Here is a 20,491-nt window from a genome sequence, read left to right as displayed (position 1 = left end):
GGATCTGCTCTCAGACTGCACGCTGTTCACCCCCGCGCACCAGCGAGAAAAAGGCGCGTTCCAGATTGCCCTCTCCGGTCTGCGCCAGGATGTCGGGGATGCGGCCCACGGTCAGCAACTGGCCCTCATGCAGGATGGCCACGCGGTCACAGACCTCCTCGGCCTCGGACATGACGTGGGTGGAGTACAGGGTCAGCCGCCCCGGCGCGCGGGTGGCGAGGACAAAATCCAGCAGCGTGCGCCGCGCGAAAATGTCCAGGCCGCTGGCCGCCTCGTCCAGAATGAGGACGGGCGGGTCCTGGATCACCGCGCGGGCGATCACCACCTTCTGCTTCATGCCGGTGCTGTAATCCCCGGCGCGCACGTCCAGGGTGCGGCCCAGTTCCAGCCCCGCGTCCAGTTCGGCAATGCGGGCCTCGGTCTGGGCGCGGTTCATGCCGTACAGCCCAGCGAACGAACGCAGCACCTCGCGCCCGGTTAGGCGGGCGGGCAGGCCCATGCCGCCGTTGACCACGCCCACGCGGCGGCGCACCTCTTCAGGACGCCGCAGCACGTCGTACCCGGCCACCGCCGCCGTACCGGACGTGGGGCGCAGCAGCGTCGCCAGAATCCGCAGCAGCGTGGTCTTGCCCGCGCCGTTGGGACCGAGCAGGCCGAAGACCTCGCCTTCCGGGGCGCTTAGGGACACGCCCTTGAGGGCCGTGAACTTGCCGTAGGTTTTGGTGACGTTGTGAATGTCCAGCATGGTCTGAGTTTGGGTCATGGGTCTCCTGGGAGGGGATACGCGTGCAGGAAGCAGGGAGTTGCCGCGGACTGGTCAGGGGTCAGGGCAGGGGCCGCCTGAAGTAATGAAAAACGCCGCCCAGCCAGGTGTCCACCAGTGTCCAGCCCTGCTGGGTCAGCTCCTGGCGCTGCTCGCTGCTCAGCAGGCCGCTGAGGCGTTGATACAGCCAGCGCGGCGCGGCGTCTTGCTGGCCCACGGCGCGGCGGAACGACAGCGTTCCCAGTCCTACCCCGGTCAGCTCCCAGCCCTGTTCACCCATTTCACGCAGGATGCCCAGTTCGTTCAGGGCGATGGCAGTGCGGGTCTGATAATCGAAGCCCGGTTCCGGTACAGACGCGGCCACGGGAACAGATTCGCCGGGCCGATCCGGGTCAATAAAAATGTCCTCGATGGGCCGCCCGAACAGCCGCGCGATGCGGAAGGCCAGCGGCAGGCTGGGATCGTATTTGCCTGTCTCCAGCGCGTTGACGGTCTGACGGCTCACGTCCAGTTCGGCGGCCAGATCCGCCTGGGTCCACTGCCGCGCGGCGCGCAGGGTGCGGATGTGGTTGTCCACCGCCCCTACTCCCGGCGGCTGCGCCGATTCAGGGCGGCCAGCGCGACAATCCAGCTCAGCATCCCCACCGCGTAATACACGAACGAAGGGGTCTGAAACTTGAGGGCGGCCTCCAGCGCAATCAGGCCACCGGAAACCACCATCGTTACCATGCAAGCAATGCTGGTGGCCTGCATATGCAGTGCGCGCGCATATACTCGTCCATCAACAACATGGCGCGGACAGTAAGCATGGCGAGGAAGAAAGGCAGGGCCGAGAGAATACCGAAGCCCATACCCTTGACAAAACTGAGGAGATCGCCGCTGCCACTATCGCCAACTCCGATCAGTACAGTCGCCAGAGTCGCCAGCAGACCACCGATCAAGCCCATTCTGCCCGACAGCGCGCCCACCCTCTGCGCGCGGCTGCGCTCAGGGCGAGAGGATGCAGAGGGAGCTGGAATAGGGGCCATATCAAGCCTCCTTGATGTGTGGGAGTCTGGTTCTGGGAACCAATGCAGTCGATAAGCGCCTAACTTTTATGGACACACCGCAGTCGAACGATGAATCTGCTTGCCAGATGCAGTCCCGTGGTGAGATTGATGACACGAGGGGGAAAATAACAATCTCTACGAATGTCAAATTTCCCTGACCTGGGAGCACAGCTCTCCTGACTCTCCTATCAAGTTGAGCTGACTCCGGGGCCGGGTGAGCCTCTCCAGTTTCCTCAAGATCAACACTCAGCAGCCTCATCAAAAATGAGAGAAGCTATGTGACAATAGGAAAGTTGCGCCTGTGAGTGCACTCATTTCAGATTTTTCACGTTTGTACCGATTCATACAGATGTACCGATTCATACAGACGGTCCAGACGTTAAATCGCTTCTTTGGAATTGATGACGGTGCTTGGGAGATGGGCTGTCGCGCCGCCTTTAATTCTCAGTCGGAGGACACTGAATGTTTAACCCCCCCACCCTCGAAGACCTCCAAGAAACCCGCCGCGCCAATGAAAAGCTGGTGCTGAGTGCCCTGGACAGCAAGCCCGAATGGGTCGAGACCGAACTGGCCAAGACCACCGGCCTGGCGCTGTCTCACCTGCGCGCCGCCCTCGCCAGCCTGCTGGACCAGGGCCGCGTGCGCCGCCTGCCCGGCACCGGCACCCGTGCGGTGTATGGTCTGGCCGATCCCGGTCTGGCCGACGTGCCAGCCACCCCGCTGACGAGCGACGCCAAAAAGGTCCGTGATTATCTTGAAGGCCGCGCCGACAGCGCTCTGTACATGAGCGAGCAACTCCGCATGACCCGCGAGGACGTCATGACCGCCCTGAGCCTGCTGAACGCGCACGGCATGGTCACCTGCACCTTCGTGGGCAGCCTGGTGATCTTCCGCATGAAAGAAGTTCAGGCGCTGGGCCAGGAGCAAAGTGCCCCCGCCGCAACGGGCAAAAAGAAGCAGGTCGCCTGAAGCGTTTGAGCTGGGCGGACTGCAAAACAGCCGGACCTCCTTTGAACGGGAGGTTCGGTTTGTCTTGTGCGGTCACGCGAAAAGGCCGCCTCGCTCACTGCCTAAAGTCCCCTTCACCCACATCAGCCCCACAACCACAGCGGGGCGCGCAGGCTGCGGTGCATGAGCGACGACACCAAGCCGGGCTACGATCCCGCCAACCAGTCCCCCGCCGAGGGCCAGAGCCAGCCCATCCCCGAGCAGGACCGGGGCCAGGCCCCCAACGTCGATCCCGCCGACAAGGACGGCCCCGCCGAGGGCGCGCGTGACGCGGTGGAAGACGACAGCACACCCGGCAGCTAGCCAGACCGATGACCGCCGAACCTGCGCTGAACGCGGCCCGCCCTGAAGAGGAACGGGCTGAACTGCTGCGATGGATCAGGGAAGAGCTGCACGCCGAGTACGGGGACCGCCACTTGGACCCCCGCCGCGAGCCGATGCACGAGCTGATCAGCACCATCCTGTCGCAGCGCACCACCTGGCAGGACGAGGCCGCCGCTTACGACGAACTGTGCGAGATCGGCGACTGGGACGCGATCATCGCTGCGCCCACCGAGGCCGTCGCCCACGCCATCCGCCGCAGCAATTACCCCGAGAGCAAGGCCCCGCGCATCCAGGAAACCCTGCGCCGCCTGCGCGATTCGCCCGGCAGCTACACCCTGGAATTCCTGCGCGATATGCCCAGCAAGGACGCGATGAAATGGCTGACGGATCTACCCGGCGTTGGAGTGAAGACCGCCAGCCTGGTGCTGCTGTTTAATTACGCGCACCCAGTTTTTCCGGTGGACACCCACGTCCACCGCATTACCACCCGCGTCGGCGCAATCGCGTTGATGGGCGAGCAGGCGGCCCACCGCGCGCTGCTCAAGGTGCTGCCTGAAGATCCGCCGTTTCTGTACGAGCTTCACCTGAATCTGCTGAGGCACGGCCAGCAGGTCTGTTCCTGGAGCCGCCCCAGATGCGGCCTGTGCGTCCTGCGCGGGCGCTGCGACGCCTTTTCCATCTTCGGCGGTCAGGTGCCGAGCTTTAGCGAAACCGTGAAGGCGAAGGGAAAAGGGGCCGAGAAGCCGGAATGAAGCTCCCCCTGGCTCCCCCTGGCTCCCCTTGAAGGGAGCTGGCGGCGGGACCGACTGTGGGGTTTGCGTGGGACCGTCCCCCTTACGCCCGCACCCCATCCGATCCTCCATTTCTCGCACTCAAACGCGCTACACTGGGCGGCTGTGACGCGCCCGCCTCCCTGCTGACCTCTGGCAACTTCCGGGGCCGATGCGCGCACCCGGAGGAGTTTTGAGTTACTGGCGCAATACCATGAAACCTTTGCTGGACGATGAAACGGGAACGATGTTCAAGCACGCCCCGGTGCGTGTGACGCTGGCCTTTCCCAACCGCTACAGCGTGGGCATGGCCTCGCTGGGCTTTCAGGTCATCTACCGCATGTTCAACAACGAAGAAGGCGTGGCCTGTGAGCGCGCCTTTTTGCCCGACGACGTGGACGCCTTCGAGAAGCTGGGCCAGCCGCTGCCCACGGTGGAAACCGGACGCGAGGCGGGCGACTGCGAACTGTTCGCCCTGAGCGTGTCCTTCGAGCTGGACCTGACCAACATCATCCGCATGCTGGACGTGGTGGGCATCCATCCCCTGCGAGAGAAACGCGACGACACCGACGCCATCGTGATGATCGGCGGGCCGCTGACCTCTTCCAACCCGTATCCGCTGGTCCCCTTTGCCGACGTGATCGTGATCGGGGACGGCGAGCAGATCATTCCGGTGGTGTCGGACGCGCTGCGCGAGGCCACTTCGCGCGAGGATTTCTACGACCTGATCGACGGCATGCCGGGCATCTTTTTGCCCGCGCGGCACACGCACGAGCCGACGTGGGCCACTGCGCCCAAGGAGCTGCTGCCCGCCTACAGCCAGATCGTGACGCCACACAGCGAGCTGAGCAACATGTTTCTGGTGGAGGCCCAGCGCGGCTGCCCGCGCCCCTGCACTTTCTGTCTGGCGCGCACCATGTACGGCCCCAACCGCAACAACGGCGGCCAGGAACTGCTGGACGTGATCCCCGACTGGGCGCAGAAGGTGGGCCTGGTGGGCGCGGCGCTGTCCGACTTTCCGCACACCAAGTTCGTGGGGCGCACCCTGACCGAGCGCGGCGTCAAGCTGGGCGTCAGTTCCATCCGCGCCGACACGGTAGACACCGAACTGGCCGAGATTCTGAAGGCGGGCGGATTGCGAACCTTTACAGTAGCCTCCGACGCCCCCAGCGAACGCCTGCGCCGCTGGCTCAAGAAGGGCATTACCACCGAGGACCTGCTCAAGACCGCGCAGATCAGCCGTGACCTGGGCTTCTCGGGCCTCAAGGTCTACATGATGATCGGGCTGGGGCCGGAGAACGACGACGACATCAGCGAACTGATCGCGTTTACCAAGGAGCTGGCGGGCATCAACCGCATCGCGCTGGGCGTCTCGCCGTTCGTTCCCAAGCGGCACACGCCGCACTTCGCCGATCCCTTCGCGGGCGTGGGGGTGATCGAGGGGCGGCTCAAGCGCATCCAGAAGGAACTGCGCCGCACTGCCGAACTGCGAAATGTGTCTGCCAAGTGGGCCTGGGTGGAAAGCGTGATTGCGCGCGGCGGTCCCGAGATCGGTATGGCCGCCTACTCGATCTACCGCAACGAGAGCATCGGCGCGTGGAAAAAGGCGCTGGACGAGATCGGCTGGGTGGACGAGTTCGGCGGCAACGACGCCTCGCTGATCAGCCTGCCGCCCGGCCAGTACGCGGCGCGGGAAGTCAGCGCACACGCAGAGGGGCTGGCAGTTTAAGAAACCCCTTACTCAACCCCTCCGCCGCTCTGCGGGCCATGCCTGCGGAGGGATTTTCCATTGCACTCCGCCGATTGGCCGATGCGCCCGCCGGCTGCCCTGTGCTGTACTCGCGCATGGAACCCACCGCCGCTCACCCACTCCCCGGCTTGCCCGGTCTCCAGCTCCGAGAGGGCAGCGCCTCCGACTTCCCGCGCCTGGCCGAGTTCCTGAGCGCCGCGCACCCGGATGCCCCAACCTCTGCCGAAGATCAACAACGGTTTGAGGCTGGCCGGACGCCGGATGAACCCTGGCGGCAACTTCTGGCCCTGCGCGGCAAGGACGTCGTAGGGCTGGCCGAAACCGGCGTGCCGCGTATGGACGGGCATCCCGGCTGGCTGGAGGTCAAGGTTCGCACCCGGCAGGACGGGGCGGGCGGCGAGCTGGCCGCAGAGCTGCTCAGACTCGCCGAGGCCTATGCCCTGGCCCACGCCGCAAGCACGCTGGTCTCCCACGTCCACGAGGACTGGTGGGAACACGGTTTCCTGCTGGCGCGTGGCTACGCCGAGCATGACCGCATGTGGCACAGCACCCTCGATCTGCGGACGCTGGACTTCGCCCGCTTTGCCGGGACGGAAGCGCGGGTGGCGGCGGCAGATGTGACTGTTCGGCCCCTCTCGGCACTGGGCGAATTTGACGAACCGCAGCAGCGCCGCCTTTACAGCCTGGTGGCCGCCCTGCTGGCCGATGTGCCCAGCACCACACCGGTCAGCGTGTGGCCCTTCGAGGTCTGGCAGCGCCGGGCGGGCGCGAAGATATCGCCGGAAGGTGTGTTCATCGCCCTGGCCCCGGACGGCGGGTGGGTGGGCCTGAGTGAACTGCATCTGCCCATCGCCACGCGCCCAGGCACGCTGCACAACGGTCTGACCGGAGTTTTGCCGCAGTGGCGGGGCCAGGGCGTCGCGCTGGCGCTCAAACTGGCCGCCGCCCGCGCCGCGCTGGGACGGGGATACACGCACTCACGCAGCGGCAATCACAGCATCAACCGGCCCATGCTGGCGGTCAATGAACGCCTGGGTTTCGTCCGCGAGGGCGCGCGGATCACGCTCAAACGGGAGGTGGGAGCGTGATCCCACCTAAACCCGCCACTGTTCGCGCTGGTATTTAATGCTGTAGCGGCTGCGGCTGGCGGCCTCGACCAGATCGGTGGGGGTCTGGATGTCCGGGCCGGTGCTGGCCCCGCCCACGCTGGCCTGGAGGGGCAAATCGCGGTACGACACGGCGTCCAGCGACAGTTGTACTCGGCGGGTCAGGTCCGCCAGCTCGGCGGCGGGGGTGTTGTCCAGCAGCACGGCGAACTCGTCCGGACCCCAGCGGAAGATCAGGTCTCCCCGGCGCTTGTGCTGCATGATGCGGCCCGCCAGCTCGCGCAGCAGCTCGTTCCCGGCGGCGTGGCCGTACACCGCGTTGACCTTGCGAAAGCCGCTGAGGTCCACCAGCAGCAGGCCCAGCGGGCGGCTGTGGCGGCCCTGCCAGCGTCCCTCGACGGCGCGGGTAAAGGCCAGCCGGTTGCCGAAGCCGGTCAGGGAATCGCGCCCGCCCGCGTGGCGCAGGCCCCACCAGCGTTCCAGCATGACCAGGCCGGTGCCCAGCACCGCGCACAGCGACAGCGTGACCCCTGGCAGCAGCGTGCCCAGCAGCCAGTACGGCACGGCCAGCGCCAGCGCCAGCAGCGCGATGGCAAAGCCCCATAGCCCCCCGGCCAGCACGGCGGCGACGGCGGCCAGCACGCCCGCCAGTACGGTGGTCCACAGCGGCAGATAGACGAACGGCCCGCTGAGCAGGCTGGAGACCGCCCGCGCCTGTAATCCCACGCCGGGCACCACCGCACCGCCCACATCCCGCGCCGTCAGGCCGCCCGCGCCGCTGGCAGTCAGGCCCACCAGCACCACCCGATTCTGAAAGTCGCCGTGGCGGATGGTGCCGTTTACCACATCGCGGAAGGGAATCACGGGCAGGGGCTGGGGACCGGGCGCGCTGTAGCGCAGGATGCGCGCCCGGGGGTCCAGGGGAACGTTACGCCCCGCCGCCACCACCAGTTGACGCGCGAAACTGGGGGCCAGGCCGCCTGGAGACGCCGGATCAGCGTAAGCGGTCTGAAAAAACCGCACGACGCCGTCCTCGCTCAGGTTCAGGGCGCTGATGCCAGTGGGCGAGCGCCAGTCGGGGCGCAGGGTGGTGGGTTCTCCGGGGGCCGTCGCCCGCACCACGTTGGGGCGGCTGAACACGGCGGCCAGCGCGGCGTCGTTGCGTGCCGAATCGCCCAGCAGCACGTCCACACCGATGGCGGCGACCCCGGCCCGGTCCAGCGTGTTCAGGGCCTGGCGGTACAGCTCGTGCGGCCAACTGCCGACGCGCCCGTAATCCCGCAGCGTGGCGTCATCGATGCCCACCACCAGCACGCGCCCGTTGGAAGAACCGGGCAGGGCGCGGTTCAGGGCGTCCCACAGCAGGCCGTTCTCGGGCAGCGCCCAGGCCAGTCCACCCGCCAGCAGCGCGGCCAGCGGCACGGCCAGCCGCCGGTACCGGCGAACCGTGCCGTGGCGGGTAAGGGCGAAATCATGAAAGCTGAGCATGGCTCCGGTTGTCGGCGCGACCGCACAGGGGCGGCGAGGCGGGCGCGCCGTGCGTGGGCAGCGGCACGGACCTGGCAAAACGCCCGCCCAGATGGCTGTCCAGCCCGCGGGTCTGGGTCTGATCCCCCAGCGTGACGCTCAGATCGGTGCGGGGATTCCCGGCGTCGCTGACCGCACCACTCAGGGTCCGGAAAAGCTGGATCGGCAGCAGATCAGCCCCAGCGCGGGAGTGCCGCAGTTCGGAGGCGCTGCCGACGACCACCCGCCTTAGCCGTCCCTCCTGCACCACCGCCCGGCCCGGGCCGACGTGCAGCCGGGTGGCGATCTGGGGGGGCAGCGTCCGGGCAAGCCAGGGGCCGCCTGCTCCCAGAATGTCCACACGGACCTGCGCGCCCCGCAAGGTGGGGGCGGACCGGCCAGAGAAGGACAGGGCGGATGCGGGATGGACAGGTGAAGTCTTTGCCCCCCGTCCACCCGCGCCCAGACAGACGCACAGGACCAGCGACCACAGCAGGTCATGGACGGGCGGGAAGGCGGGGGGCACACTGAACATCTCCGCTGCCAGTTTACGAGAAAAATCTGACATTTGAGCAAGTCAAGGTATACTTGAGGGCGTGCTTGTTGCTGTGCAGGACGCCCTCAAAGATTACGGTCCCGCCACCGTGCTCTCCGAGGTCACTTTTGCCGTCAGGAGCGGCGACCGCATCGGTTTGGTGGGGCGCAACGGGGCGGGCAAGACCACGCTGCTGCGGCTGCTGACCGGCCAGCTTCCCCCCGACGGGGGCAGCGTGCGCCGCGCGCCGGGCGTGCGGGTCCGCTCGCTGCAACAGGACCCGGTCTTTGAGAAGACGGCGACGGTAGACAGCGTGCTGGACGCCGCCTTCCACGATCTGGACGCCCTGGAGATCGAGCTGGCCGCCGCCGCAAGCGCCATGAGCGCCGGAACGCCCGAGAGCGTGCTGCGCCACGAGGAAATCCTGGAACATTACGTGCGGCGCGGCGGCCCCCTGCGCCGCAGCCGCAAGGATGCCGTGACCCTGGCCTTCGGCTTCCGGGGCCGCGAGGGTGCACCCGCCGAGAGCCTCAGCGGTGGCGAGCGCACCCGCCTGGGCCTGGCCGCCCTGCTGGTGGAAAACCCGGACGTGCTGCTGCTCGACGAGCCGACCAACCACCTGGACATCGTGATGGTGGAGTGGCTGGAAAACTTTCTGGCCCGCTATCCCGGCGCGGTGATGGTGATCAGCCACGACCGGACCTTTCTGGACCGCGTGACCAACGAGACCGCCCACCTGCGCGGCGGCACCCTCAGGGTCTATCCGGGCAACTACAGCACCTTCCGTGCCGCGCTGGACGCCGAACTGGAACAGCAGGCCGCCCGCGCCGCCCAGGACGCCCGCCAGATCTCAAGCTTGCAGAGCAGCGCCGACCGCATGAAGATCTGGGGACTGGGCATGAGCAAACTGGCCCGCCGCGCGGGGGCCATGCAGGCCCGCGTGGACCGCATGCAGGCCCGCGCCACCGCTGCCCCGCCGCCCGAGGAACGCAGCGCCCGCATCACCTTCCACGCCCCCGGCAGCGGCGACATCGTGCTGGACGCCCGGCACCTGAGCCGCCGCATTCCGGTGGAGGGCGGGCAATTCCGCACCCTGTACCAAGACGTGAACGTGCAGGTGCGCCGGGGCGAGCGGATTGCCATCATCGGGCGCAATGGGGCAGGCAAGACCACGCTGCTGCGGGCGCTGCTGGGCCTGGAAGCCAGTGACGATCCGCGCGCAAAGGTGCTGACCGGCGCGCGGGTGGGCGTGGGCTACTACGATCAGGCCCTGCGCGGCGTCTCGCCCGAACAGACCCTTTATGACGTGGCGCGTGAGTACGTGCAAAAGGACCCGCAGGCCCACGACCTGCTGGGAACGTTCATGTTTCCCTTTGATCAGCACGACAAGGCCGCCCGCATCCTGTCCGGCGGCGAGCGGGCGCGGCTGGCGCTGCTCAAGCTGGCGCAGGAGGACCGCAATCTGCTGGTCATGGACGAGCCTACCAACCACCTGGACATGGAGATGGTGGAGGCCCTGGAGATCGCCCTGGAGAACTTTGACGGCACGCTGCTGATGGTTAGCCACGACCGCGCTTTTATCGAGGGCCTGGCGGACCGCATCTGGCTGATCGAGGACGGCCACTTCTACGAGTACCCGGGCTGGGAGGACTACCGCGCCAAACACCGCAGCCTGGCCGAACTGGAGGCCGAGGAAATGAAGGCGGCGGCGCAGGCCGGGGCAAGGGCGGCCCCCAGACCTGCCGCGCCCAGGGGCAAGGGCCTGTGGCACCTCAAGCGGGAGGTGGAGGCCATCGAGGCAGATATTGCCCGGCTGGAAGCGGAGCTGGACATTGCCCAGGCCGCCCTGAACAGCGCCCCCCCCGACGCCGATTTCACCGCGCTGGGCCGGGCCGCCCACGACCTGGAACTGGCCCTGGAACGCAGGCTGGAACAATGGAGCGAGAAGGGCGCGGAGGTCGAGGAAAAGGAGGGGTAAATTTCCTGGCAAGGCCAAAGAAAACGCCCCCCGCACTGGGGGGACGTCTGTTTGAAAAGTGAGCTTGGACTCAGGGAGCTGGAACGATGTCCACGTAGTTGATCTTGGTGTTCTTGCCGCCCTTGGCGTCGATGGTCAGCTTGCCGTCGGCCACGGTCACGGTCACGGTGGCCGTCTTGAACTGAGTGGCGAGCGTGGGGGTGAAATCCTTGATCGCGTTGACGTTCTCGACATTGATGGTGTGCAAGCTGTTCAGGTTGCGTTTGTCGGCGTCGCCGACACTCACGGTCACGTTGTACTTACCGTTAACTACCTTGTACTCGAACGCGCCAGAGGTGTTGGTGGCAGGAGCGTTACAGGTGTTGCCGGTGGTGGGCGTTCCGCACTGCATCTGAATCTGGGTGTACAGGCGGGCGTCCAGGCCGGCGACGACATTGGTGCCGTCAACGGTACGGTAACGGGCATTTCCGGTCAGGTCCAGTGGCACGGGGGCCGCCGTTCCGGCGCTGGTTTCCGTCACCCATCCGGTCATGCTGGCGGCTGTGTAGGCCGTACCCGTGTTGGGGGTGTAGCCCGCAGGGGTAGGGGCAGCAGCCGTCTGGAAGTTAATCTTGGCGGTGGTCAGCGTGGGGTTGATGACGACTGCCGTCACAGTCAACGTCGCTTTGCCCGTCTGAGCACCGTCTACGGTGGAAACGGCAATGATGTCCGTCGAGCCAGCGGTCAGGGCTTGCACATTGCCCGCAGCGTCAACCGTGGCAACCGCCATGTTGCTGCTGGTCCAGGTCACGGTCTGGGCGGGGTTGTTGGTGCCGGTCACGGTAGCGGTGGCCTTGGAGGTGCCGCCCACGGCCACGGTAGTCGGGTTCAGGGTCACGGCCACCTTGGTCACGGTGGGGGTGGTGGAGGTGGGGGCCGTGACCGTCACCTTGACGGAGTCAGACTGGTTGGTAAAGCCTGCGACCGTGGCGTTGGCGCTCACCACGGCGTTCCCTGGCGCAACGGCGGTGATCAGGCCGGTGGAGCTGACCGTGGCGATGTTGGGGTTGCTGGAAGCCCAGGTGACGGTCTGCGAGGGGCTGTTGGTGCCGGTCACAGTGGCTTTGGCCTGAACATTGGCCCCGATCACCAGCGACGCCACTTCGGGAGTTACCGTCACCTTGGTCACGGTAGCCGTGGGGGTGGGCGTTGAGTTGGAGTTACAGGACACGATGGCAATCGAGGCAGTCAGGGACAGGGCGATGGCTGCGGGACGGCGGAACATAGAGAATGTAGACATGAAGTACCTTTACCTTTGAAATAAAGTGTCGAGAGGACGAAGGGCCAGAGATTACAGTTGGCAGCCTAGCATGCACTTTTCTGATGTGCGTCGTTTTAAACGCCGGGCCAGAGCCAGACCGCAACTCGGCCTGCCAAAAATATCCGTGTCCTCCTAATACGCTGGAAAAGTGGAGGCAACAGATGGCGCATTATAGCTATAGGACGGTGGCTCACACTCCAGGGCAAATTGCCCGCGTACTCGGCAATCTGTCAGGGGCAATCTTTCAGGTAAGGCCGTTCTCCAGGAATAATGCTTGATCGTATTTTCCGGCTGTAGCGTTACCGAAACGTGAAATTCGGCTTCATTATCCAGAGAGTCGCTCTTAACACTTTCATCGGTGTCCCAGCGGTGACAGTCCTGTCCGAGGGGCCCCTTTTTCGCCGCTGGCGATCCTCATTTAAGCCTTGTCGTGACGGGGACCGACTGCCGATCCATCTCTGTGTAGTCTGGGAGGACTAGACCGGAAGGCGCATAGGCCCCGCCGTATTCAGCGTGGCGGGCGATGTGCTCCAGCGGCGCACCACTTCCAGCATGCTCGGCACGGCGCAGTGCGAATTGCAGAAGTTGCTCCCAGAAACCGCTTCAGGTTAGTTCTCAGGGTTCAGGTGAGGTCAACTTTCAGTACCCAGATGGAGTTTGGCGGCCTCTCCAAACAACTTGCCGAACGCAGCTCAACCCGAGAACCTTGACACGGCAGAAAGTGAAGGACTTATTTTCCCGGCGGCCTTGATCCAGGCTGTCTCGGCCCTGCCAGGCGTCGACCAGAGTTGATCAGACCAGAGTTGATCAGACCAGAGTTGACCAGAGCAGTGTCACCCTGCATGCCGCCGGGAGAGCTTGAATGCACCGGATGAAATTATCTCCAGCATGGCCACTCTTCCAACGGATGCGCTACGGCGTGGCTGGGCGGGCCTCGTCGTCTGAAGCGGCTGGCCGGACCCTCAGCGTCAGCGTGAACACAAATGCCACCGCCACCAGCCCCAGCGCCAGGAGATAGGCCGAGCGCAGTCCCTCGGCCAACGCCGTGCCGCCGTTTTCGATGGCCACCTCGCCAATCAGCAGCGCCATGACGGTCACGCCCAGTGCGCCGCCCATCTGCCGGGCGAACAGGACGCCGCTGGTGACTGCGCCCAGTTCCCCCGTTGCCGCCGCCCCCTGTGCCGAGAGCAGCAGCGTGAGCATGGAAAAGCCCATGCCCGTGCCGACCACAAAGCCCAGCGCGGAGGTCATCCACAGCGGCGCGTGGACGGTGAAGGTCAGGGCCGCGAAGACCACCACCAGCACCGCGAAGCCCAGTTGCGCGATGCGGGCCAGCGGAATGCGGCGCATCAGTTGCGCGGCCAGAATGCTCGCCAGCGTCCAGCCCGCCAGCGCCGGGGTCAGGATCGCCCCTGCCGCCGTCGCGCCCCGGCCCGTCACGCCCTGGGCATACAGCGGCAGGTAGGCGATCACGCCGAAGTACGCCGCGCCCGCCAGCAGATTTGCGGCAAAGGCCACGCGCGGGACACGGTCGCGCAGGGCCGACATGGGCAGCAGCGGCGAGGGGTGGCGGCTTTCCAGCAGCAGCGCTCCTGCCAGAATCAGCACGCCTGCCGCCGCCGCCCACCAGTGTTTCAGCTCCAGGCCCCAGATCAGACATCCGCTGCCCACCGTGAACAGCGCCGCGCCGCCCCAGTCCAGCCGGGCCTCACGCCGCACGCCCGACTGGCGCAGGAAGCGTGACACCATGACAAAGGCGGCCACGCCGAAGGGCAGCGACACGAAAAAGGTCCAGCGCCACGAGAAGCTCTCGGTCAGCCAGCCGCCCAGCAACGGCCCCACCAGACCGCTGATGCCCCACACCCCGCTGAACAGCGCCTGCACCCGCCCGCGCTGCTCCAGGGTGTACAGCTCGCCGATAATGGTCAAGGCGATGGACAGCAGCGCTCCCGCGCCCAGCCCTTGCAAGGCCCGCGCGCCGATCAGCCAGCCCATGTTCTGCGCCGCACCGCACAGCACGCTGCCCAGCAAAAAGATAGCCATGCCGGTCAGGTACAGCTTCTTGCGGCCCACGATGTCCGAACCCCGGCCCCACAGCGGGCTGGAGACCGTGCTGGTCAGCAGATACGCCGCGAAGGGCAGGGCGTAGAGCGACTCGCCGCGCAGGTCCTGAATCACGCTGGGCATGGCGCTGGCAACCACGCTGGACTCCAGGGCGTTGAGGAAGACGCCCAGAATCAGGCCCACCGTCGCCAGTTTGCGGGCCTGATCCAGCGCGGTCTGAGCGGGGGAGGGAGCGGCAGCAGGGGTGGTCGGCGCTGTACTTTTTAGATCCGGCACGCGCTAGAGGCTACTCCCGCACCCCAGGTCAGAGGGTGGGCCGCCGCACCCGCACAGCTTCCCGCCTTGTCAGATGCCCAATGCAAGCCTCATTCCAGGGTCTCCAGGTCTACCCTGGACCGCATGACCACACCACCATCTACCCTGCACATGCGGAATCTGGGGGCCACCGGCCTGGGCGTCAGCGAGATCGGCTACGGGGCCTGGGGCATCGGCGCGGACATGTGGAAGGGCGCGCAGGACGACGACAGCCTGGAAGCGCTGCGCCGCTACCTGGAACTGGGCGGCAATTTCATCGATACGGCGATGGGCTACGGCGACGGCCACAGCGAGCGGCTGGTAGGACAGGCGGCCCGCGAGGTTCCCGGCACCCTCGTCGCCACCAAGATCAGCCCCAGTAATGGGCAGTGGCCGGCACGCCCCGGTGTTCCGGCGGGCGAGGCGTTCCCCGCCGAACACGTCGTCGCTATGACCGAGGCCAGCCTTGAGCGGCTGGGCCTGGATAAGATCGATGTGCAGCAATTTCACGTCTGGAACGACTCATGGCTGGGGCAGGGCGACTGGCAGGACGCAGTGACGCAGCTCAAGCGCGACGGCAAGATCGGCCATTTCGGCGTCAGCATCAATGACCACCAGCCGGACAACGCCGTGAAAGCGGTGGAGGCGGGCGTGGTGGAAACCGTGCAGGTGATCTACAACGCCTTTGACCAGTCGCCGCAGGACCGCCTGCTGGACGCCTGCCTGGCCAACGGCGTGGGCGTGATCGTGCGCGTGGCGCTGGACGAGGGCAGCCTGACGGGGAACATCACTGCCGGGACCGAGTTCCCGGAGGGCGACTGGCGCAACCGCTACTTCGGCGGCAACCGCAAGGCTGAGCTGCAACCGCGCCTGCGGGCCATCGAGAGCGATCTGGGCATCAACAGCTCGCAACTGGCCGAGACCTCGCTGCGCTTTGTTTTGAGCCACCGCGCCGTCAGCACCGTGATCGTGGGCATGCGCAGCGTGCGGAACGTGGAGCGCAACGTGGCGATTGCCGATGGGCAGGGCCTGCCCGCCGAAGACGTGGCCCGCCTATACGCCCACCGCTGGGACCGCAACTGGTACGAGGCGGCAGAGTAAGCTTCACGGCTCAAGCGAACCGAGTCGCTCGCCTCGCTTCTGCATCAGCATCGTTCGCTTGCACTGCGCCACCACCTCGCCGCGCCCATTGATGGCGCGGTGTTCTACCGTGACTAAACCCTGATTCGGACGGGATTTGCTCTCCCGCGCTTCCAGCACCTCGGATTCGGCGTGGATGGTGTCGCCGTGAAACACCGGCTTCGGGAACACCACGTCGGTCATCCCCAGATTCGCCACCAGTGTTCCCAGCGTCAGTTCGTGGACGCTGAGGCCCACCAGCAGACTCAACGTCAAAAGGCTGTTGACCAGCGGCTGCCCGAACTCGCTCTGCGCGGCGTATTCGTGGTCCAGATGCAGCGGCTGCGGGTTCATGGTCAGCGTGGTGAACAGCACATTATCGGCCTCGGTCAGCGTGCGCGTCACGCGGTGGCGGATGACGGTGCCAGGCGTGAGTTCCTCGAAGTAGCGGCCCTGGGGGCGGTTCAGGTCTTCATTCATCTGTCTTCTCCAAAAGCTGGGCCAGCATGGCGCGGGCGGCGGTCAGCATGGGTTCGTCCACCATCTGACCCTCAAAGCTGAATGCTCCGTGGCCGCGTTCGGCAGCGGTATGGGCGGCGTCCAGCAGGGCGCGGGCGCGGGCGGCCTCGGCAGAAGTGGTCCCGAAAATGTCGTGGGCCAGCGCCACCTGAGCGGGATGAATGCACAGCTTGCCTGCGTAGCCGAGTGCGCGGCCCTGCTCGGAGTCAGTTCGAAAGACAGCCTCGTCATTCAGCGTCGTGACCACGATGTCCAGTGCTGAAACGCCCGCCAGCCGCGCGGCCAGCGCCACTTTTGAGCGGGCGTACAGCACCTCTAAATTGCCAGCCGTACGCCGTCCCCCTAAATCTGTCGTGTAATCCTCCGCGCCGAAGTAGGCCAGCGTGACGGCCTCTTCCTTCAGAATTTCCAGCGCGTTCCAGACGCCTGCCCCGGTTTCCAGCCCGGCCAGGATGGGAAGGTCCAGGCCATGCGATTTCAACGCCTCAAAAACGAGCTGCACATCTGCCGCAGATTCCAGTTTCGGCACCACCACGCCCGCCAGTTCGAGGGTCAGAACCGCCAGATCGTCGGCAAAATACGGCGAGTGCGGGGCGTTGACGCGCAGAAAGACAGCCAGATGCGGCGCGGCGGCGATCAGGTCACGGGCGGCGTCACGGGCGATGGGGCGGGCGGCGGCCTTGGCCCCAGCGTTGCCGGAGACGGCGTCCTCCAGATCAATAACAACGGCATCCGGCGAACTGCGCGGCAGCTTGGCGATCAGGTCCGCGCGGTTGCCGGGGGCGAACAGCAGGGAGCGGGGGCGCAGGCTGGGCGCGGGCATCAGCCTTGTCTCATGTGGGCGGAAAGGTGTTGGGGGAGCATGGAATTAGGATAGCCGCCGGGGTGAATGGGATGCTCCCACGGCACCCCCTCAGAACCCTCCCCAGGTGGAGCCAGAGCAGGTCAGCGCACATCGCTCCGCCGCATCGAGTAGGCCACGCCCAGCGCGGTCAACGCTGCCGCCAGCGTTGCCAGCCCCCACAGCGCGCCGCTGCTGGCCGCGAAAGCCGTGGCGGACAGCCCCACCTGAAAGACCAGCGTGAACACCGTATTGATGAATGGGGCGCGTTGGCTGCGTTTGAAGGCGTCGGCGCGGCGCACAGGCAGCGGTTGCCACAGCACCATCAAAGCCGTGCCGCCCGTTCCCAGCAACAACAGGGGCAACAGAAAGAATGTGTGAGACGTTCCCAGCGCCCCGCGCAGGGCCAGCACCGTCAGCGCCACCAGACCGATCAGCGTGGTGGGAATCACGGCGGCCAGCCACTTGTCGCGCCTCAAGGCCGCCGAGCTGCGCGGAGCGCTGATTAGCAGATCGGGGGCGTCCTCAGCGTTCAGGGTCAGGTGGGCCAGCGCAGCCGTCAGGCTGGCGGTCAGCAGGATGACGCCCGTACCGCCCGCCGCGCGCAATCCGCCGCCGCGCGAGACCGAGAACAGCAGAGGAAGCAGATAGACCAGTTGCAGCAACGTGCGCGACAGCAGTTCCGGGTCACGCCCGATCAGCCGCCACTCCTTGAGCAGCGTGGCACGGGAGCCGGAGGCAAAGTGTAATTTGCCCGCTGGCAGGCCACCCGATCTGGTGCGCGGCTGCCTTGCCCAGCCCTCCGGCGCGGCGATTTCCTGCGCGCCGTGGGTGAATTGGCGGGTCAGGGCCAGCACCGAGACGGCAAAGACGGCAGTGGACAGCAGGACCAGCAGCAGCGCGGGCAGCGGCTCCAGCCACACGGCGCGGGCGGGGAGCCACAGCCACGCCTCCCGGTCCGGCCAACTGGCCCGGCCCGGCGCAAAGGAGGCCAGTGCCTCCAGGACAGCGTTTGACTGCTGGCCCCGCCCCCGGCCTCCGCTGAAATTGGCCCACTGACTCGCCAGAAAAATCCCCGCCCCGAACAGCGCCCCCAGCACCGCCGACACCGTGCGGGTGCGGCGCACGCCCAAAGCGCGCACCAGCCCCAGCGTGAGCCACAATCCTGCACTGGACGCCAGCAGTGAGGCGCACAGCCACCACAGCGGCAATCCCAGCCCGCCGCGCCACACGCCCAGCACCAGCAGCGCCAGCGTCAGCGGCACCACCAGCAGGCCAGCGGGCAACGCTGCCGACAACGCCACCCCCAGTGCCCGCGAGGCCAGCACCACGCGCGGCAGCAGCGGCGAGTGCAGCAGCAGATCCAGATCGCCCCGCGTGAACAGCGCCGTCAGGGCTGCCCGCACCGCCGCCGACAGCATCAGGGTCAGTAAAAACGCCTGGGCCAGCAGCACCGGCCCCAGCGCCACATCCGGCAGCGGGGCGCTCAGCGGCAGATCGGCCAGGACGGACCGCAGGGCAAAGTAGCCACCCAGCACAGCCAGAATCAGCACGGCCAGCGCGATGTACAGCCCCGTTCGCTGCCCGCCGGTCAACGCCTGCCATTGCCACAGCAATTGCTTGTTTAGCAGCCAGGGCAGGCTGCCGGGTCTCGGACCTCTGGAGCGGGGGGCAGGCGATTTGACGGCCCCGGTTCTCACAGCCCGGCCACCACTTCGGCCTGCGGCGCGTCCAGACCCGTCAGCGACAGGAAGGCGTCTTCCAGCGTGTGCGTTCCGGTGCGCTCCAGCAGTTCTTCCGGCGTTCCTTCCGCGATCAGTTGGCCGCCGCCGATGATGCCGATGCGTTCGGCCATGCGCTCGGCCACTTCCAGAATATGGGTGGTCAGGACCACCGCGCCGCCGTTATCCACGTACTGACGCAGCGCGTCCTTGACCTGGCGCGAGGCCGCCGCGTCCAGTCCGGTCAGCGGCTCGTCCAGCAGCAGCAGGCGCGGGCGGTGGATCAGCGCCCCGGCCAACGCCAGTTTCTGTTTCATGCCGCGCGAGAAGCCCTCCACGCGCCCTGCGCGGTGGTCCCACAGGTTCAGCCACTTCAGCAGGCGTTCGGCCTCGGGCGCGGCCTGTGCGGCGTCCATGCCCCACAGCCCGGCCACGAATTCTAGGTATTCGGGTGCGCTCAGTTTGCCGTACAGCAGCGGATCGTCGGGCAGGTAGGCCAGCACCTGCTTGGCGGCCTGCGCGTCTTGCTCCACGCTATGGCCATAGATAAAGGCCTCGCCACCGTCGGGGCGGGTCAGGCCCGCGATCATGCGGATGGTGGTGGTCTTCCCTGCCCCGTTGGGACCCAGCAGGGCGTACAGCTCGCCGGGCCGCACGCGCAGGCTCAGGCCAGAGACCGCCGCCTTGCCCGCAAACGATTTGTGCAGGTCACGCAGCTCCAGCGCAGCGATCTCGGTTTCAGCGGGGGTGGGGGCGGACATGCCCCCTTATACGGGAGCAGGGGGTGAGAGGTTGCCCCCCGGAACCCACGGCGCATGTGACGCTAGATTGGAGGTCATGAAGTTACGCGGCACGCTGGGCGGTCTGAATCTGCTGTTGGAACCGGGGGACACCGCCGAGAGCGTCTCACGCGGGCTGGTGATGCCCAACCTCGCCGGCAACAGCGTGACCATCGAGATTGGTGGCGACGCCGATCCGGGCGCACTTGAACAGGCACTGACGGCCATCCGCGAGGCCGGGGGCCAGCCGGGCCGCATCCGCGCGCCGCGCGTGACGGTGGCCTCCCCTGCTCAAGCTGCCGCTGCGCCCGAAGCGCATCCCATCGACAGCGCCCGCACCGTGATCGTGCCGCACACCATCCGGGCCGGATCGCGCAACGAGTACCTGGGCAGCGTGATCGTGCTGGGCGACGTGAACCCCAGCGCCGAGGTGATCGCGGGCGGCGACGTGATCGTGATCGGTGCGCTGCGCGGCCTGGCCCACGCCGGACAGGGCGGCTACGGCGACGCCATCGTATGGGCGCGTCCGATTGCCAGCACCCAGATCCGCATCGGCGACGCCGTGGCCCGCGCCCCCGAGGGCAGCAGTCTGAGCAACATGCGCGTGCGCGACGGCCAGCCGGTGGCGGAGTTGGCGCGGTTGCAAAATGGTGTGATTGCAATTGATGTGCAGAAGTAGGAATTTTTGCTACGCGAGTTTTATGGGTGGCTCCCACGAAAACCCCTCAGTTGGCTCCGCCGCCAGTTCCCCTCAAGGGGAGCCAGGGACCGCTGCTGGACGGGCAATTCCGCAACTCCTGCCTCCCTTCTAAACGCTTGATGCGCAATGAGAGTGATGGAACAACGGACGGTCTTCGCAAGTGCAAGAACAGTTGGTGACCCCAATTCTTGATGTTGAAACCGTCCTGACCACACTGTACTGCCGTATTGACGATGCCCTTCACTCAGGAGTTGCACCTGCATAATCAGAAAAAACCTCTCCTGGCGGGAGAATCCCAGAGTAATCGCCAGACTGGTCTGGCGAAATTGGATAGGCGTGATCGGTTCGGGAAAATGATGAAAGGC

At 66.4% G+C, this 20,491-nt stretch carries 19 protein-coding genes and 1 pseudogene; 8 read left to right on the top strand and 12 right to left on the bottom strand.

All coding sequences use genetic code 11. From position 1 onward, the window contains the following. Positions 1-10: 10 nt before the first annotated feature. The 4 genes and pseudogenes from Q322_RS0114875 to Q322_RS0114860 form a co-directional block, all read right to left on the bottom strand. Positions 11-745 carry an ABC transporter ATP-binding protein gene (locus Q322_RS0114875; RefSeq protein ID WP_029478698.1) on the bottom strand — a complete coding sequence of 245 codons (735 nt, stop codon included), beginning with the start codon at positions 743-745 and terminating at the stop codon, positions 11-13. 403 nt (positions 746-1,148) lie between these two features. Beyond that, positions 1,149-1,340: pseudogene (locus tag Q322_RS0114870) on the bottom strand (helix-turn-helix transcriptional regulator); the annotation flags it as partial. Positions 1,341-1,345: 5 nt separating this feature from the next. Beyond that, entirely contained in the window at positions 1,346-1,492 is a 147-nt protein-coding gene (locus Q322_RS23475; protein WP_156953083.1) for a hypothetical protein, read from the bottom strand. Next, complete coding sequence (locus tag Q322_RS0114860) at positions 1,486-1,791, bottom strand: hypothetical protein (protein ID WP_156953082.1); 306 nt, start codon at positions 1,789-1,791, stop codon at positions 1,486-1,488. The genes Q322_RS23475 and Q322_RS0114860 overlap by 7 nt, the downstream gene beginning before the upstream one ends. 483 nt (positions 1,792-2,274) lie before the next feature. On the opposite strand from Q322_RS0114860, the gene Q322_RS0114855 reads away from it, so the two are divergent. From Q322_RS0114855 to Q322_RS0114835, 5 genes are all read left to right on the top strand, one after another. Then, complete coding sequence (locus Q322_RS0114855; RefSeq protein WP_029478695.1) at positions 2,275-2,781, top strand: transcription initiation factor IIE subunit alpha family protein; 507 nt, start codon at positions 2,275-2,277, stop codon at positions 2,779-2,781. Between the two features lie 162 nt (positions 2,782-2,943). Continuing rightward, positions 2,944-3,123 carry a hypothetical protein gene (locus Q322_RS0114850; protein ID WP_029478694.1) on the top strand — a complete coding sequence of 60 codons (180 nt, stop codon included), beginning with the start codon at positions 2,944-2,946 and terminating at the stop codon, positions 3,121-3,123. 8 nt (positions 3,124-3,131) lie between these two features. Continuing rightward, positions 3,132-3,896: a monofunctional DNA glycosylase gene (locus tag Q322_RS0114845; protein WP_029478693.1), complete on the top strand. Its 765-nt coding sequence runs from the start codon at positions 3,132-3,134 to the stop codon at positions 3,894-3,896. 211 nt (positions 3,897-4,107) lie between these two features. Next, positions 4,108-5,643, top strand: a complete 1,536-nt coding sequence (locus tag Q322_RS0114840) for a B12-binding domain-containing radical SAM protein (protein ID WP_029478692.1) — start codon at positions 4,108-4,110, stop codon at positions 5,641-5,643. 116 nt (positions 5,644-5,759) lie between these two features. Continuing rightward, the gene (locus Q322_RS0114835; RefSeq protein ID WP_029478691.1) at positions 5,760-6,752 is read left to right on the top strand and encodes a hypothetical protein; all 993 of its coding nucleotides are present in this window, start codon (positions 5,760-5,762) and stop codon (positions 6,750-6,752) included. Positions 6,753-6,758: 6 nt separating this feature from the next. Here Q322_RS0114835 and Q322_RS0114830 read toward each other — a convergent pair whose 3' ends face one another. Then, the gene (locus Q322_RS0114830; RefSeq protein WP_029478690.1) at positions 6,759-8,258 is read right to left on the bottom strand and encodes a GGDEF domain-containing protein; all 1,500 of its coding nucleotides are present in this window, start codon (positions 8,256-8,258) and stop codon (positions 6,759-6,761) included. Next, positions 8,242-8,811 carry a hypothetical protein gene (locus Q322_RS0114825; RefSeq protein ID WP_034418717.1) on the bottom strand — a complete coding sequence of 190 codons (570 nt, stop codon included), beginning with the start codon at positions 8,809-8,811 and terminating at the stop codon, positions 8,242-8,244. Before Q322_RS0114825 ends, Q322_RS0114830 begins: the two co-directional genes overlap by 17 nt. A 61-nt stretch (positions 8,812-8,872) precedes the next feature. On the opposite strand from Q322_RS0114825, the gene Q322_RS0114820 reads away from it, so the two are divergent. After that, entirely contained in the window at positions 8,873-10,789 is a 1,917-nt protein-coding gene (locus Q322_RS0114820) for an ABC-F family ATP-binding cassette domain-containing protein (RefSeq protein WP_029478688.1), read from the top strand. 70 nt (positions 10,790-10,859) lie between these two features. Here the strand turns inward: Q322_RS0114820 and Q322_RS21860 are convergent, their stop codons facing one another. Both Q322_RS21860 and Q322_RS0114805 read right to left on the bottom strand, forming a co-directional pair. Continuing rightward, a complete protein-coding gene (locus tag Q322_RS21860) occupies positions 10,860-12,053 on the bottom strand; it encodes an Ig-like domain-containing protein (protein WP_211248916.1) in 1,194 nt (397 codons plus the stop codon). A 948-nt stretch (positions 12,054-13,001) separates the two neighbouring features. Continuing rightward, on the bottom strand, positions 13,002-14,429 hold the full coding sequence (locus tag Q322_RS0114805) for an MDR family MFS transporter (RefSeq protein WP_156953080.1): 1,428 nt from the start codon (positions 14,427-14,429) through the stop codon (positions 13,002-13,004). Positions 14,430-14,552: 123 nt separating this feature from the next. On the opposite strand from Q322_RS0114805, the gene Q322_RS0114800 reads away from it, so the two are divergent. Further along, positions 14,553-15,548, top strand: coding sequence for an aldo/keto reductase (locus Q322_RS0114800; RefSeq protein WP_029478685.1), 996 nt, complete (start codon positions 14,553-14,555; stop codon positions 15,546-15,548). 3 nt (positions 15,549-15,551) lie between these two features. Here the strand turns inward: Q322_RS0114800 and Q322_RS0114795 are convergent, their stop codons facing one another. The 4 genes from Q322_RS0114795 to Q322_RS0114780 all read right to left on the bottom strand — a co-directional run bounded on the left by Q322_RS0114795 (position 15,552) and on the right by Q322_RS0114780 (position 19,408). Further along, positions 15,552-16,046, bottom strand: a complete 495-nt coding sequence (locus Q322_RS0114795; RefSeq protein WP_029478684.1) for a MaoC family dehydratase — start codon at positions 16,044-16,046, stop codon at positions 15,552-15,554. After that, positions 16,039-16,908, bottom strand: a complete 870-nt coding sequence (locus Q322_RS0114790) for an HpcH/HpaI aldolase/citrate lyase family protein (protein ID WP_029478683.1) — start codon at positions 16,906-16,908, stop codon at positions 16,039-16,041. Before Q322_RS0114790 ends, Q322_RS0114795 begins: the two co-directional genes overlap by 8 nt. Positions 16,909-17,030: 122 nt before the next feature. Further along, positions 17,031-18,542 (bottom strand): hypothetical protein, encoded by a 1,512-nt coding sequence (locus tag Q322_RS0114785; protein WP_245593273.1) that lies wholly within the window; start codon positions 18,540-18,542, stop codon positions 17,031-17,033. Positions 18,543-18,622: 80 nt separating this feature from the next. Continuing rightward, a complete protein-coding gene (locus Q322_RS0114780; RefSeq protein WP_029478681.1) occupies positions 18,623-19,408 on the bottom strand; it encodes an ABC transporter ATP-binding protein in 786 nt (261 codons plus the stop codon). Between the two features lie 76 nt (positions 19,409-19,484). Between Q322_RS0114780 and Q322_RS0114775 the strand changes: the two genes are divergently transcribed. Then, a complete protein-coding gene (locus Q322_RS0114775; RefSeq protein WP_029478680.1) occupies positions 19,485-20,105 on the top strand; it encodes a septum site-determining protein MinC in 621 nt (206 codons plus the stop codon). Positions 20,106-20,491 lie beyond the last annotated feature (386 nt).

The organism is Deinococcus frigens DSM 12807 (assembly GCF_000701425.1).
In the GTDB taxonomy this organism is placed as follows: Bacteria; Deinococcota; Deinococci; order Deinococcales; family Deinococcaceae; genus Deinococcus; species Deinococcus frigens.
The sequence above is the reverse complement of the archived record's forward strand: the minus strand, read 5'-3'. Positions and strand labels throughout refer to the sequence as shown.

Excerpts from the sequence above, each read along its gene's own strand:
- Q322_RS0114845 (WP_029478693.1), top strand. The coding sequence starts at position 3,132 with ATGACCGCCGAACCTGCGCTGAACGCGGCCCGCCCTGAAGAGGAACGG.
- Q322_RS0114795 (WP_029478684.1), bottom strand. The coding sequence starts at position 16,046 with ATGAATGAAGACCTGAACCGCCCCCAGGGCCGCTACTTCGAGGAACTC.
- Q322_RS0114875 (WP_029478698.1), bottom strand. The coding sequence starts at position 745 with ATGCTGGACATTCACAACGTCACCAAAACCTACGGCAAGTTCACGGCC.
- Q322_RS0114790 (WP_029478683.1), bottom strand. The coding sequence starts at position 16,908 with ATGCCCGCGCCCAGCCTGCGCCCCCGCTCCCTGCTGTTCGCCCCCGGC.
- Q322_RS0114825 (WP_034418717.1), bottom strand. The coding sequence starts at position 8,811 with ATGTTCAGTGTGCCCCCCGCCTTCCCGCCCGTCCATGACCTGCTGTGG.
- Q322_RS0114835 (WP_029478691.1), top strand. The coding sequence starts at position 5,760 with ATGGAACCCACCGCCGCTCACCCACTCCCCGGCTTGCCCGGTCTCCAG.
- Q322_RS0114780 (WP_029478681.1), bottom strand. The coding sequence starts at position 19,408 with ATGTCCGCCCCCACCCCCGCTGAAACCGAGATCGCTGCGCTGGAGCTG.
- Q322_RS21860 (WP_211248916.1), bottom strand. The coding sequence starts at position 12,053 with ATGTTCCGCCGTCCCGCAGCCATCGCCCTGTCCCTGACTGCCTCGATT.
- Q322_RS0114850 (WP_029478694.1), top strand. The coding sequence starts at position 2,944 with ATGAGCGACGACACCAAGCCGGGCTACGATCCCGCCAACCAGTCCCCC.
- Q322_RS0114855 (WP_029478695.1), top strand. The coding sequence starts at position 2,275 with ATGTTTAACCCCCCCACCCTCGAAGACCTCCAAGAAACCCGCCGCGCC.
- Q322_RS23475 (WP_156953083.1), bottom strand. The coding sequence starts at position 1,492 with ATGGTAACGATGGTGGTTTCCGGTGGCCTGATTGCGCTGGAGGCCGCC.
- Q322_RS0114830 (WP_029478690.1), bottom strand. The coding sequence starts at position 8,258 with ATGCTCAGCTTTCATGATTTCGCCCTTACCCGCCACGGCACGGTTCGC.
- Q322_RS0114775 (WP_029478680.1), top strand. The coding sequence starts at position 19,485 with ATGAAGTTACGCGGCACGCTGGGCGGTCTGAATCTGCTGTTGGAACCG.
- Q322_RS0114860 (WP_156953082.1), bottom strand. The coding sequence starts at position 1,791 with ATGGCCCCTATTCCAGCTCCCTCTGCATCCTCTCGCCCTGAGCGCAGC.
- Q322_RS0114800 (WP_029478685.1), top strand. The coding sequence starts at position 14,553 with ATGACCACACCACCATCTACCCTGCACATGCGGAATCTGGGGGCCACC.